The following is a 13,982-nucleotide window of genomic DNA, read 5'->3' as shown; positions in this document are numbered from 1 at the left end:
CCGACGACGGCTCGAACAAAAGCACCTTCCGGGTGTTCCGCGACCGGCCGGGCACTACTTCTGCCTGTGCGCCGAATGAACACGGTCGGGTAGTCGTCAGAGGTCGAGGGTGTCGACGGTGCGCTCCCCCCGCACGAGGGCGAGCACGTCGGCACCGTACTGCTCGAGCTTCTTCGCCCCGATCCCCGGGATGGCGACCAGCGCACGATCGTCGCGCGGCTGCTGTTCGGCGATCGCGACGAGGGTGTTGTCGCTGAAGACGACGTAGGCCGGAACCTTCATCTCCTTCGAACGCTCCCGGCGCCATTCCTTGAGCGCGACCAGCAGATTCTCGTCGAGATCGGATGGGCAACCCTCGCAGCGGCCGAGCATGGTCGAGGTGGTGCCCATGAGCGGCTTGCCACAGACGCGGCATTGCGGGCGCTTCTTCCGCGGGGAGGACGGTTCGGCGATCTTCGACGCGGGTGAACTGTCGGGGATGAGCCCGTGAAGGAATCGAGAGCGTCGCCGCGACCGACGTCCGCCCGCCGTGCGGGACAACGCCCACGACAGTTGCAGGTGCACACGGGCTCGGGTGACACCGACATAGAGCAGCCGCCGTTCCTCCTCGATGCCGGCCTCGTCGGGCGGTGTGTCCTTGTCGCCGGTGACATGAGTGATCGGCAGGGTGCCGTCGGTGAGTCCGACGAGGAAGACGGCGTCCCATTCGAGGCCCTTCGCCGCATGCAGCGACGCGAGGGTGACGCCCTGGACCGTCGGTGGCTGGCGCGCCTCGGCACGGGCCGCGAGATCGCGCAACAGACCCTGCAGATCGAGATCGGGTTCGTGCTCGAGCAGTTCCTCGGTGAGCTGCACGAGCGCGACGAGCGACGCCCAGCGCTCGCGTGCCTGCGCACCCACCGGTTCGGTGTCGGTCAGGCCCAGCGGCACCAAGGTGGCCCGGACGAGGCTGCGCAGCCCGGCACCGCGACCGGCATCCTCCGGCAGGTCGTCGCGCGTACCCACCTGACGCAGGGCGTTGACCGCCTGCCGGACCTCCGCGCGGTTGAAGAAACCTTCACCGCCGCGCACCTGGTACGGGATACCCGCCTGCGTGAACGCCTGCTCGTAGGCCTCGGACTGGGCGTTGATGCGGTAGAGCACCGCGATCTCGGCCGCCGGGACCCCCTTGCCCATCAGCTTCGCGACGGCCTTGGCGACCGCCTGCGCTTCGGCGGGTTCGTCGTCGAACTCGGCGAAGGTGGGCTCCGGCCCGGACGGACGCTGACCGATGAGCTTGAGCCGGGTGCCGGCGATGCGGCCCCGCGCCGCACCGATCACGCGGTTGGCGAGGTCGACCACCTCCGGCGTGGAGCGGTAGTCGCGTTCGAGGCGCACGACCGTGGCGTCGGGGAACCGGCGGGAGAAGTCGAGCAGATGCTTCGGGGTGGCGCCCGTGAACGAGTAGATGGTCTGGTTGGCGTCGCCGACCACCGTGAGGTCGTCGCGCGCGCCGAGCCACGCGTCGAGCACGCGCTGCTGCAGCGGCGTGACGTCCTGGTACTCGTCGACGACGAAGCAGCGGTAGCGGTCGCGGAACTCCTCGGCCACCGCGAGGTTGTCCTCGAGGGCCGCGGCGGTGTGCAGCAGCAGGTCGTCGAAGTCGAGATACATCCCGTCGCCCGACCGGGTCTTGAGCTGCTCGTACGTCTCGTAGACACGCGCGACCCGCTCGGGATCGGCCGGTGGGGTGCGGTGGGCGCGGGCGGCCGCGGCGGGATAGTCCTCGGGCGCGACGAGCGTGCCCTTGGACCATTCGATCTCGGACAGCAGGTCGCGCACGGTGTCGGTGTCGGTCGGGAAGCCGCACCGGTGCGCCGCCTGCGAGACCGCCGCGAACTTGCGATCGAGCAGTTGCCAGGGTGTGTCGCCGACCACCTGCGGCCAGAAGTACCGCAGCTGCCGCAGCGCAGCGGCGTGGAAGGTGCGGGCCTGCACCTGCGTACCGACGCCACCGATGCCCAGGGCGCGTAGGCGGGAACGCATCTCCCCTGCCGCGCGGGCGGTGAAGGTGACGGCGAGGACTTGGCTCGCGGAGACGTGACCGGCCGAGACGAGATGGGCGATGCGGCGGGTGATCGTGCGGGTCTTGCCGGTACCGGCGCCGGCGAGTACACAGACCGGCCCGCGTGGGGCGAGCACCGCTGCTGCCTGCTCGGGGTCGAGACCGTCCACCACATCCGCACACATGGCCTCCATCATGACAGCGACCGCCGACAGCGCAGCCCACCGGCGAGATCACCCGGTGTGGTGAGGACCACAGCTCACCCCGTCGTGGAACATGTTCGGCGGCTGTGATGTTCTCGAAGACATGACGCCCACCGACGCACCCGCCCTCACCGTCTACTCCACCACCTGGTGCGGTTACTGCAGGCGGCTGAAGACCCAGCTCGACCAGAACGGCATCCCATACGCCGAGATCGACATCGAGTCGGATCCGGCCGCCGCGGAGTTCGTCGGCAGCGTCAACAACGGCAACCACGTGGTGCCCACCGTCAAGTTCGCCGACGGCAGCACCGCGACCAACCCGTCGCTCGCCGAGGTCCAGCGCGCTCTGGGTCTGTAGCTCCCGCTCTTCCGGTAAGGCCGGTCGCGTTCGTCGCGGCCGGCCTCTCCCGTGTCCGGGCCCGACTCGATCCTGCGCCCTCTACCGCAGTGCCCTCTCCCGCAGTGCCCTCTACCGCACGGCCTGCTACTCCTTGGCCCAGCCCTCGAGCATCCCGCGCGCAATGGAGATCGAACCGGGCAACAACAGCGGGGCGTCCTCGGCGGACGCCCAGTCGCCAGTCGCCAGCGCCGCACGGACCTCGTCACGAGTGAACCACCGCGCCTCGGTGATCTCCCCGTCGCGGAAGTCCAGCGCCTGCTCGGGATCGGCGATCGCCGCGAATCCGAGCATGAGCGATCGAGGGAACGGCCAGGGCTGACTGCCGAGATACCGCACGTCGCGCACCTCGATACCGACCTCTTCACGGATCTCCCGCACCACGCACGATTCGAGCGACTCACCGGCTTCGACGAAGCCTGCGAGAACGGAGAAGCGCCGCTCGGGCCACACCGGTTGCCGGGCGAGCAGCACCCGGTCGTGTCCGTCGTGTACGAGGCAGATGATCGCCGGGTCGGTGCGAGGGAACTCCTGGTGTCCGGTCTCGGTGCTGATCCGCGACCAGCCGGACATCGTCGGACGGGTGGGCGAGCCGTCGACCGCGCTGTAGCCGGCGTTGTCGTGCCAGTTCAGCAACGCGACCGCGCTGACCATCAGATCGGCGTCGGCATCGTCGAGACGCTCGCCGATGCGCCGCAGATCGGCCACCGTGCCCGTCTGCGCCAGGACGCGAGACGCCCAGACGTGGTGTCCGTCGCGGATACCCAGGAAGATCGCGCCCTCGACCGGTTCGGGACCGAGCTCGGACGCCTCACCGAGCACGAGCGCGTTGTCGGAGACACGGACCTGGTTGCGACGATCGACCCGCAGGAGTTTCGCACCGGCCCAGCCGGCGCGCAGGGCGTCCTCGTCCGAACGCAGTTCCTCCGCCCGGTCGACGACGGTACGTGAGAGCAGCGGGGTACCCGACAGAGCGAAACCGGTCACATCAGCACCCTAGCCACGCATGGCGCCCGGCGACGAACCCACCAGCCGGATGTAGAGCAGTTTGTCGTTCGCTTCGAGCGCCTCGACCTCGGGCGAACCGATCCGCCACATCCGCCCGTCGCGGACGACGGCGAGCACGATGTCCTTGAGATGCCGCGGGGATCCCCCGACCTCGCTGGGGTCGACATCGCGTTCGGTGATGGCGAACCCGGCTTCCGGGGTGAGCAGGTCCTCGATCATCTCGACAACGTTCGGCGTGGTCGTGGCGATGCCGAGCAGTCGCCCCGCCGTCTCCGACGAGATGACCACCGAGTCGGCACCGGACTGACGCAGCAGGTGGGTGTTCTCCGACTCGCGGATGGCGGCGACGATCTTCGCGCGCGGGGCGATCTCGCGGGCGCTGAGGGTCACGAGCACCGCGGTGTCGTCGCGGTTCGCGGCGACGATCACCGCCGACGCGTGCTGCACCCCGGCGAGCCGGAGCACATCGGACTTCGTCGCCGAACCCTGGACCGTCACGAGGCCCTGGCCGGCCGCGGACTCGAGAACCACCGGATCGGTGTCGACCACGACGATCTCGGACGGGGGTACCCCGTCGCCGAGCATCGCGTCGACTGCGGTACGGCCCTTGGTGCCGTAACCGATGACGACGGTGTGATTACGCACGCGGCGCCTCCAACGCTGGATCTTGAATGCTTGCCGGGAACTCTCGGTCAGTGCCGACAGAGTGGTACCGACGAGCACGATGAGGAAGAACACCCGGAGCGGGGTGATCAGCAAGATGTTGATCAGGCGCGCTTCGGGTGTGAACGGGGTGATGTCGCCGTAGCCGGTGGTCGAGAGCGAGACCGTGGCGTAGTAGACGCAGTCCAGCAGCGACAGTTCGTCGCCCTGGGCGTCGCGGTAGCCATCGCGATCGAGGTAGACCACGACGACCGCGAGGAACAGCGCCGCGAACGCGTAGCCGATGCGACGCGCGATCGCGAGTCCGGGACTCGTCTGTTCCTGGGGTACGCGCAGCACACCGACGAGCGCGAAGTCGGGGCGCTCGGTGAGCTGATCGGAGCGGCTGAACCGCGCACGCAACCTCCCGGGCATCGCGGTGTCCCACCTTCCTGCTGTCGGCCTCCACTGGTGGCCACCCTCGGTCGTCGCGGTACCGAACGAACTGCGCCCGGTACCGGATCGCAGCGTACCGCGGCGCGCTAGTGTGGCACGCATGTCCACGAAAGCGTCGCAGCGCTCTGCGATCCGGCTGGCAGGTCTACTTCTCGGCGTGGGGGTCCTGCACTTCGTGCGACCGGAACCGTTCGACGGCATGGTGCCCCGCGCCCTGCCGGGTGATGCCCGCACGTACACCTACGCCTCGGGGGTCGCGGAGATCGCCGTCGCCGGCGCGCTCGCCGTGCCCCGCACCCGGCGCCTCGGCGGTTCCCTGGCCGCGGCGCTGTTCCTGGCGGTCTTCCCCGCCAACGTGCAGATGGCCGTGACGTGGCTGCGCAGCCCGAAGCTCTCCCCCGCCGCCAAGGCGGTGTCGCTCGCCCGGCTTCCGCTGCAGGTCCCGCTCGTCACCGAGGCACTGAAGGTCCGCCGCACATCCTCCCGCTGAGCTGACCACACGCGGTGAGTGAGGTCACAGCGAGCGGGTATGCGTCGGTATGGACACCGCACGTGGTCTGAAGGTGGTCGTCGTCGGCGCGACCGGAAATCTGGGAACCGGGATCGTCGAGGCGCTCGGACGCGAACCCGACGTCGCCGAGATCGTCGGCGTCGCGCGACGACCGACGGAATGGACGTCCCCCAAGGCGACCTTCACGGTCGCCGACACCACCACCGACGACTTCCGCCCCATCGTGCGGGGCGCGGACGCGGTGATCCACCTGTCCTGGCTGTTCCAACCCACGCACCGCCCGGAGGTGACCTGGGAGAACAATGTGCTCGGCGCGATCTCTGTCTTCGAGGCGGCTGCCGCGGAGAAGGTTCCCGCGCTGATCTACTCGTCGTCGGTCGCGGCCTATTCGCCCGGACGCTCGACGGATCGCGTCACCGAGGACTGGCCCACACATGGGTGGCCGGGTGCCGCCTATCCCCGCGAGAAGTCGTATCTGGAACGTTTTCTCGACACCCTCGAACTGCGGGCGCCGGAGATGCGCATCGTACGGATGCGGCCCTACTTCCTCCTCAAGCGCGAATCGGCGACCTCACAGCGACGCCTGTTCGTCGGCCCCCTGCTCCCGGGAAACCTGCTGCGCAGCGGACTGCTCCCCGTGATGCCGCTGGTCGAGGATCTGCGTGCCCAGGTACTGCACACGAGCGACGTGGCCGACGCCTTCGTCCGTGCGACCGTCCGGCCCGTCCGCGGCGCGTTCAACCTCGCCACGGAACCGCCCGTGGACGGCGCGTTCCTGGCAGAGATGTTCTCCGCCAGGAAGATCCCCGTACCGCGTGCAGCACTCCGCAAGGCCGTGCGGGCGGCCTGGCACGCGCATCTCGTTCCGGCCTCCCCCGGCCTGCTCGACACCGTGTTGCAACTTCCATTGCTCGACAGCACGCGCGCCCGCACAGAACTGGGCTGGGAACCGCAGTATTCGCCGCCCGAGATCCTCGAGGAATTCCTGTCGGGACTGCGGGAGGGAGCCGGGATGCCCACCGCTCCCCGTGCACCCGATACCGCCGGACGCCGGGCACACGAAGTGGCCACCGGTATCGGGCAGCGCCCCTGAGGTTGCGTCACTCGCCGTCGGCACGCCCTCGCAGATTCCCCGCCTCGAGCACGAGGCGTTCGAGCATCGCCGCATTCGGCAGTTCCTCGGGCGCGACGGTGCGTCCGGTGCGGACGTAGTGGAAGGCCGCTCGGACCTTGTGCAGCGGCAGTTCGGCCGGTCGGCCGGTGAGCCGCTCGGTCCGCGCTGCCATCAACTGGGCCCAGGCGAGCCGGTAGGCGGCGAGCTGCACACCCACCGCGGCGAGCTTCTCGCCTTCCGGTTCGGCGCCGGTCTTCCAGTCGATGACCGTCCAACCGCCGTCCGGATCCTCGAAGACGGCGTCGATACGTCCGCGGATCACGGTGCCGCCCAGGGCCGTTTCGAACGGCACCTCGACCTCGACGGGGTTGCGCGACGCCCACTTCGACCGCAGGAATGCCTCCTGGAGCCGGTCGAAGTGCGAATCGTCGCCGTCCTCGTCGTCGGCACCGGGAAGCTCGTCGAGGTCGAGCAGGCGCGTCGCGCCGAATCTGCGCTCGAGCCACGCGTGGAAGGCAGTGCCGCGACGCGCGAGCGGATTGGGCCGGAACGGCAACGGACGACGCAGACGCGCGGCGAGGGCGTCGGGATCGGTGGCGAGATCGACGAGTTGGCTGACTGACAGCTGTGCGGGCAGCACCACCTCGGCGCTCTGCTCGGCGCGCTGTTCGCGTTCGGCCAGGAGCGCATCGACGTCGGTGGCCCACTCGTCGGGATCGTCGTCGTATTCGGTCGGGAGGTCGGTCCGGTCGAACTCGGCGAGGACCAGTGCCGCGCCGCGTTCGACCTCGGTGCGCCGGGCACCGAGCGGGTCGCGCGGCCACAGTGCGCTGCGCGGTGAGGCCGTGAGCGGGTTCTCCTCCTCCGGTTCGGGTTCCGGAGCCCAGTGGTCGATCGCACCGAGTTCGGGCCGGGCCGTGACGATCTCGTGCAGTTCCTCGAGGAACTGCGAGGGTCCCTTCGGTTCGGATCCGGTGTCTGCCCAGTGGTGGGCGGAGACGAACAGTGTTCGTTCGGTGCGGGTGAGAGCGACGTAGAACAGCCGACGGTCCTCGTCGAGCTTGCGGCGCTTGAGCGCGTCCTTGTGGGAGTCGATGGCCCGCTCGAGCATCTTGCGATCGGAGAGGTCGTCGAGCTCGAGCACGGGCACACCGTCGGTGCTGCCCGGATCGTCGGCGGGTAGCACCCGGTCGCCCCGCAAGTGCGGGGGAAGTTCGGTCGTCGAACCGAGCCAGGTCGCGGCGGCGGTGGAGGATGGGAAGACCCCGGCAGCGACATGTGGGACGGCGACGACCTCCCATTCGAGGCCTTTCGCGGAGTGGACGGTGAGGACCTGCACGCGGTCGGGGTCGACTTCCACCTCACCGGGCGCGAGCCCCTGCTCGATCTCCTCCGCCGCCGCGAGATAGGACAGCAAACCGGGCAGGGTCGCGTTGGTCCGCCCCGCGTAGGACGCGACGACCGAGGCGAAGGCGTCGAGATGCTCGCGGCCGGCGACACCGCGTCGGCGGCCCACGCGGGCCTCGGTCTCGATGCCGATACCGAGCACACGCTCGACCTCGGCGACGAGTTCGGTGAGCGGCTGGCCGAGCCGCTCGCGCAGGGAGGTCAGCTCGCGACCGAGCGCGACGATGCGCGCGTAGCCGAACTTCGAATAGCGGCTGCTGTCGCCGGGATCGGAGATCGCATCAGCGAGACCGGCCTGGTCGGCATATTCACCGGGCAGCGCCGAATCGAGGGCGTCCTCGAGCGCGTCGGGATCGGTCACCGCCCCGGCGACACCCCAGCGTCCCGCGATGGCCAGTTCCTGGGCGCGCTCCCACAGTGCCTTCAGGTCGGCGGCACCGAGCTGCCAGCGGGCGCCGGTGAGCACCCGCACAGCTGCGCTCCCGGCCAGCGGATCCGCCGCCAGGCGCAGCATCGCGAGCACGTCGGCGACTTCGGGCGTGTGCAGCAACCCGCCGATGCCGACGACCTCGACCGGAAGGTCGCGGGCGCGCAGCGCCTCGGCGATCGGAGCGGCGTCGGCGTTGCGTCGGACGAGGACCGCAGCGGTCGGCGGTGTGCGTCCGGCCTCGCGGGCGGCGGCGTACTCGTCGGCGATCCGGTCGGCGACCCAGTCGCGTTCCACCGCGACGTCGGAGTGCAACGCGAGGCGGACGTCGCCGGCGGCCGCGTCGGGGCGGGGACGCAACCGGCTGACCGACACCCCGCGATCGCGCAGAGGTTCGGACGAGACGTTCGCCAGTTCGAGGGCCTGCGGCGGATTGCGCCAGCTGGTGAGCAGTTCGCGGGTGGGTGCCGGCTCGCCGTCGGCCGCCGGGAAGTCGGTCGCGAACCGCGGCAGGTTGGCGGCCGACGCGCCGCGCCAGCCGTAGATGGACTGCATGGGATCGCCGACCGCGGTGACCGCGAGACCGGGATCGGCGCCACCGCCGAACAGGGCGGCGAGTAACACGCGCTGGGCGTGCCCGGTGTCCTGGTACTCGTCGAGCAGCACAGCCCGGAATCGTTCCCGCTCCCCGGCTCCCACCTCGCGGTGATCGCGGGCGACCCGCGCGGCGAGCGACATCTGGCTCCCGAAGTCGAGAGCACCTTCGCGACGCAGTGTCTCGGACAGCCGTTCGACGAGCGGAAGCAACTGCAACCGCGCGTGCTGGGTCTCGAGGTAGCCGAGCAGCGTCTTCGACGGTGCTCCGCGCTGCCCCGGGCCGGGCGGGAGGGTATGCACCAGCTGTTCGAGTTCGACGTGGGCGTCGCGCAGCAGATCCGGCTCGACGAGGTGCTCGGAGAGCTGGCCGGACAGGGCGAGAACGGCCTCGGTCACCGATGCGGGATTGCGGTCGGTGTCGAGTTCGCCGTCCCACGAGCTGACCACGCGGTGCGCGACCTGCCACAGCTCGGTCTCGGACAGCAGCGTCGCCGACGGTTCGATGGGCAGCAGCAGACCGTGCTCGGTGAGCAGACGACCGGCGTATGCGTGGTATGTGCTCACCTCGGGTTCGCTGCCGAGGATCCGTGCGCGCAACCCGCCGCTCGGATCGAGGTCGCGCAGGAGCGCCGATCCGGCGAGCTTGGCCAGGCGCGCCCGGATGCGGGCCGTGAGCTGCTGCGCGGCCTTACGCGTGAAGGTCAGGCCCAGCACCTGCTCGGGTTCGACGAGACCGTTGGCGACGAGCCACACCACCCGCGCGGCCATCGTCTCGGTCTTGCCGGCACCGGCCCCGGCGACGACCAGCATCGGGCCGGGCGGGGCCTCGATGACGGCGGCCTGCTCGGTCGTCGGCGGCAACTGTCCCAGTGCCTCCGCCAGGCGCTTCGCGCTCACCCGTGGTGCACTCATTCCCCTGTCACCTGTCTGCCTTCGTCGTGTGCCGGGCAGCTCGACAGCACCGGGCAGTGCCGGCACCCGTCGTTGACCCTCGCAACGAAGCGGGGGCCGCGGGTCGCGGCCGCCGCGTCGTGGATGATCTCCCGCCACTGCGCGAGACCGTCCTCGTCGAGGGGCAGCTGCACGCGCTGCGTCGCGCCTTCCTTGTTGTGCGGCTTCGCCACGAAGACCAGGCGCGCGCCACCGGGCTCCGATGCCGGTTCGCCCTCGATCGCGCCGGCCGCCGCGGCCACCTGGTAGGCGGCGAGCTGGGCATGATCGCGCGCGGCGTCCTTCGACACCGGGTTCTTCGCGGTCTTGACGTCGATGACGACCGGGCGGCCCTCGGCGTCGCGTTCGAGCCGGTCGATGCGACCACGGAGCCGCACGCGGGGCTTGTCGTCGGAATCGGGTTCGAGGATGCCGTCGACCTTGATCTCGACGCCGATCTCGGTGAGCTCTCCGCGTGTGCCCTGCAGCCACGTCGAGAAGGTGTCGAGCATGCGGCGGGTGCGTTCGAGCTCGCGGCGGGCATACCATTCGGCACCCAGATCGACCGAGTCCCATGCCTTCTCGAGGGCCTGGTCGATGCGGTCGGGAGGGATCCGCCCGGCGAGCGCCTGGACGAGGGTATGTACCAGCGTGCCGGTGACGGCATGGCTGTTCTCGCCGTCGGAACCGCCGTGGCGCTCGAACATCCACCGCAGCGGACACGTCGTGAGCTGTTCGACCGTGGACGGCGACAATCGCACCGCGTCGTCGTCGGGATCCCACAGCGGGTCGGCGGTGCTGGGATCGGCCGTGCCGTACCAGTCGTCGGGGTGGGCGCCGCGCACCCCGGCGAGCGCGAGCCGCGCGAGTTGCTGGGCGGCTCGCTGCTGTCGTTCGGGTTCGGTCTCGGCGATCTCGGGATCGCAGACCACGCTGCGCAGTTCGGCGACGAGGGCGGGCAGGGCCAGCACGCGGGTGCGGACCTCGTCGGGCACCGGTTCGGCCAGGAGGTCGTCGGGCGCGTCGAGGTCGTCGGTGCCGACACCGCGCAGTTCGTCGACGAAACGGGACCGGACCAGTTCGCTGTCGCCGCTCACCGAATCGACGGCGGTCACCAGAAGGTGGGTGCGGGCGCGACTGCACGCCACCAGGAACAGGCGCCGCTCCTCGGCGAGCAGCGGTGCGGTGCGGGAGAGCCGCGCACCGGCCTCGTCGCCGCCGTCGGCACCGGAGACCGCGTCGATCAGGGCCTCGATGCCGAGCAGGGTGCCGCGGGCGCGCAGGCTCGGCCACAGCCCTTCCTGGACACCGGCGACCACCACGACGTCCCATTCGCGACCGGCGGCGGAGTGCGCGCTGACGACCGTGACCGCTTCGGATTCGGCGGCGACACGGGTGCGAGCCGTCGCAGGGATCTCCTGCTCGGTGAGATAGTCGACGAACCCGGCGATGTGTGCGCGGGGCAGACGGTCGACGTAGTCGGCGGCGGCGTCGAACAGAGCGACGACGCCGTCGAGATCGCGGTCGGCCTGCGCCCCGATCGGCCCACCCCAGGCCGACGCGGCGGCCCATCGCCGTTCGAGTCCGGTGGCCTGCCATGCCTCCCACAGCACGTCCTCGAGACCGCCCCCGCGCAGCGCCGCCGAGCGGGCCTTGCGCAGCACACCGAGCACCTTCCTCAGCGGTGCGGCCTCGACGTCGGTCAGCCCGCGGATCAGATGCGAGTTCCCGGCGGTGTCGTCGCCCTCGGTGAGCAGGATGCGCAGCAGTTCGGCGGAGTCGCGGTCGTTGCCCGATGCTAGCTCGACCCGCCGCAGACCACGCCGCAGTCTCCGCAGCGCGACCGGTTCGGCACCGCCGATGGGCCCGGACAGCAGGGCAAGTGCTTCGTCCCCGCCGAAGCCACTGTCGGATACCGCGCGCAGCACGAGCAGCAGTCCCGCGACGCTGTGCTGGCGGGCCAGCGGGAGTTCGGAGGCGGCGGTCGTCATCGGGACGCCCGCCGCGAGCAGCGCGCGACGCAGCGGCGCGAGTACCCGCGGCACGGACCGGACAACGATCGCCATGCGCGACCACGGCACACCGTCGACGAGATGGGACCGGCGCAGGGTGTCGGCGACCAGTGCCGCCTCCTTGGCCTGCGACGAGCACACCGCCACGCGGACCTGCCCCGGATCGCCCTCCTCGACGCGGTGCCCGGCCATACCCCGGTGCGGCGGCAGGCCCGGCAGTCTGCGGGTGATCCCGTCGGCGAGGGACGCCACCTCGGGAGCGGCACGATGGTTGACACCCAACACGATGCGGCGCGATCCGTCGGCCTCGCCGAGGCTCTCGAGGAAGGAGGTGTCGGCGCCGCGGAAGCCGAAGACGGCCTGATCGGGGTCGCCGGCGATCGTGCTCGTGCGGGTGCCGGTACCGATCACGCGGACCAGGTCGGCGGCCTGCGGATCGAGATGCTGGGCGTCGTCGACGAGCAGGTGGCGGATGCGGCCGCGCTCGGCGGCCAGCAGATCGGGATCGGTCGCGAACGCCGCGAGCGCCGCGCCGACGAGTTCGGCCGCGTCGAGTGCCGGAGCGGTGGCCTCCGGAGCTTCGAGACCGACGGCACCGCGAAGCAGCATCACCTGCTCGTAGCGCTCCGCGAAACGCCCGGCCGCGACCCATTCGGGCCGATTGCGGCGCTCCCCGAGCGCGACCAGATCCTCCGGGCCGAGACCGCGCTCGTTGGCGCGCAACATCAGGTCGCGCAGTTCGACGGCGAAGCCCGTCATGCCCAGTGCCGGACGCAACCGCTCGGGCCACATCCCGGCGCCGTCATCGATGTCGCCGCGCAGCAGTTCGCGCAGCACGGCGTCCTGTTCGGCGCCGGTGATCAGACGGGGCGGCGGATTGCCGTGCGCCGAGGCCTGCAACCGCAGCACCGCGAAGGCGTAGGAGTGGACGGTACGGACGAGCGGCTCGCGGGTGGCGCGGGGCACTGCGCCGTCGCCGAGCGCGATCAGACCGGCCGTGATCGCCTCGCGCACGGCGGTGGCGGCCCGCCGCGAATGCGTGAGGATGAGCACCGACTCGGGATCGGCGCCGGAGGCGATGCGGTGGACCGCGAGGTCGACCAGCAGGGACGTCTTGCCCGTGCCGGGACCGCCGAGGACCTGCCACGGCCGCCAGCGGAGGGAGGGCGGGGCGTCGTCGAACAGCACGCGCACGTCGTCGGGCCACTCGCGGGCCACCGGCGCCTCGGCGGGCCTGCGCACGAGGCGCGCGGCCGGGCGGCGGACGCGATCGGGGATCTGCGGTTCGGACATGCGCGAGACGGTGGCGGGCAGGTCGGTGACCTGCGCCCGTGGTGGGTGCAGGTCGGGGATGCCGGTATCGACGTCGAGCATGACCCCATCCCACCAGACGGGTACGACAGCGTCCGTGGCACACCGCGGAGTCACGACTGGGATAGTGGTCGGCGTGAGTGCCACGGATCTTCTGCACACCCATCTGTTCGGCCCCGTCGACGGACCGGAGGTCCTCGCCCTGCACGGACTCACCGGTCACGGCCGACGCTGGCGGAACCTCGCCGAACGACACCTGCCCCACCTGCGGTTCGTCGCTCCGGACCTCCGGGGTCACGGCCGGTCGCCGTGGACTCCCCCGTGGTCGTGCGAGGCGCACATCGCCGACCTGAAGGCCGTGCTGGACGCACACACCACCGGTCCCGTCACCGTGGTGGGCCACTCCTTCGGTGGTGCCCTCGCGCTGCATCTCGCCGCCGCGGTGCCCGACAGGGTGCGGGCGCTGGTACTCCTCGATCCGGCGATCGGCCTCCCGGCCGACCGGATGCTCGAGATCGCCGACCTCACCCTCCACAACCCCGACTACACGGACGAGGCGGAGGCGCGGGCCGAGAAGGTCCACGGCGACTGGGGCGAGGTGGCCCCCGAGTTGCTCGACGAGGAGATCGCCGAGCACCTCGTCGAACTCGACTCGGGGCGTGTCAACTGGCGGATCTGCGTACCTGCGCTGGTGACCTCGTGGGGCGAGCTGGCCCGCGGACCCGTCCTGCCGCCGGCCGGTATCCCGACGATCTTCGTGCAGGCCGGGAAGGTGCAACCCCCGTACACCACGTCAAATTTCCGTCGCGACCTGGCGGAACGACTCGGCGACGACCTGACCCTGCTCGAATTCGACTGCGACCACATGATCGACCAGGCGCGTCCCGCCGAGACCGCCGAACTCGTGGCCCGGATGGTGTAGC

The 13,982-nt window shown here is 70.7% G+C and carries 9 protein-coding genes; 4 read left to right on the top strand and 5 right to left on the bottom strand.

What is annotated here, in order from left to right; genetic code table 11:
* Positions 1-96: 96 nt before the first annotated feature.
* Positions 97-2,238, bottom strand: a complete 2,142-nt coding sequence (locus tag ACQR3U_RS15475) for an ATP-dependent DNA helicase UvrD2 (RefSeq protein WP_230810833.1) — start codon at positions 2,236-2,238, stop codon at positions 97-99.
* 112 nt (positions 2,239-2,350) lie between these two features.
* Here ACQR3U_RS15475 and ACQR3U_RS15470 point away from each other — a divergent pair, with 112 nt between their 5' ends.
* Entirely contained in the window at positions 2,351-2,605 is a 255-nt protein-coding gene (locus tag ACQR3U_RS15470; RefSeq protein ID WP_024101470.1) for a mycoredoxin, read from the top strand.
* A 126-nt stretch (positions 2,606-2,731) separates the two neighbouring features.
* On the opposite strand, the gene nudC is transcribed toward ACQR3U_RS15470, so the two are convergent.
* Together nudC and ACQR3U_RS15460 are read right to left on the bottom strand one after the other, a co-directional pair.
* A complete protein-coding gene (nudC, locus tag ACQR3U_RS15465; RefSeq protein WP_230810809.1) occupies positions 2,732-3,631 on the bottom strand; it encodes an NAD(+) diphosphatase in 900 nt (299 codons plus the stop codon).
* A 9-nt stretch (positions 3,632-3,640) separates the two neighbouring features.
* Positions 3,641-4,729, bottom strand: a complete 1,089-nt coding sequence (locus ACQR3U_RS15460) for a potassium channel family protein (protein WP_230810810.1) — start codon at positions 4,727-4,729, stop codon at positions 3,641-3,643.
* Between the two features lie 121 nt (positions 4,730-4,850).
* Here ACQR3U_RS15460 and ACQR3U_RS15455 point away from each other — a divergent pair, with 121 nt between their 5' ends.
* Positions 4,851-5,240, top strand: coding sequence for a DoxX family protein (locus tag ACQR3U_RS15455; protein ID WP_033097208.1), 390 nt, complete (start codon positions 4,851-4,853; stop codon positions 5,238-5,240).
* A gap of 49 nt (positions 5,241-5,289) precedes the next feature.
* Complete coding sequence (locus tag ACQR3U_RS15450) at positions 5,290-6,354, top strand: NAD-dependent epimerase/dehydratase family protein (protein WP_230810811.1); 1,065 nt, start codon at positions 5,290-5,292, stop codon at positions 6,352-6,354.
* Positions 6,355-6,361: 7 nt separating this feature from the next.
* Here ACQR3U_RS15450 and ACQR3U_RS15445 read toward each other — a convergent pair whose 3' ends face one another.
* Both ACQR3U_RS15445 and ACQR3U_RS15440 read right to left on the bottom strand, forming a co-directional pair.
* A complete protein-coding gene (locus ACQR3U_RS15445) occupies positions 6,362-9,718 on the bottom strand; it encodes an ATP-dependent helicase (RefSeq protein ID WP_071935395.1) in 3,357 nt (1,118 codons plus the stop codon).
* Positions 9,715-13,041, bottom strand: coding sequence for an ATP-dependent helicase (locus ACQR3U_RS15440; RefSeq protein ID WP_372477645.1), 3,327 nt, complete (start codon positions 13,039-13,041; stop codon positions 9,715-9,717). The genes ACQR3U_RS15445 and ACQR3U_RS15440 overlap by 4 nt, the downstream gene beginning before the upstream one ends.
* A 154-nt stretch (positions 13,042-13,195) precedes the next feature.
* On the opposite strand from ACQR3U_RS15440, the gene ACQR3U_RS15435 reads away from it, so the two are divergent.
* On the top strand, positions 13,196-13,981 hold the full coding sequence (locus ACQR3U_RS15435) for an alpha/beta fold hydrolase (RefSeq protein WP_006550259.1): 786 nt from the start codon (positions 13,196-13,198) through the stop codon (positions 13,979-13,981).
* Position 13,982 lies beyond the last annotated feature (1 nt).

Source organism: Rhodococcus sp. IEGM1339, from assembly GCF_050321925.1.
GTDB classification, from domain to species: Bacteria; Actinomycetota; Actinomycetes; order Mycobacteriales; family Mycobacteriaceae; genus Rhodococcus; species Rhodococcus pyridinivorans.
The sequence above is the reverse complement of the archived record's forward strand: the minus strand, read 5'-3'. Positions and strand labels throughout refer to the sequence as shown.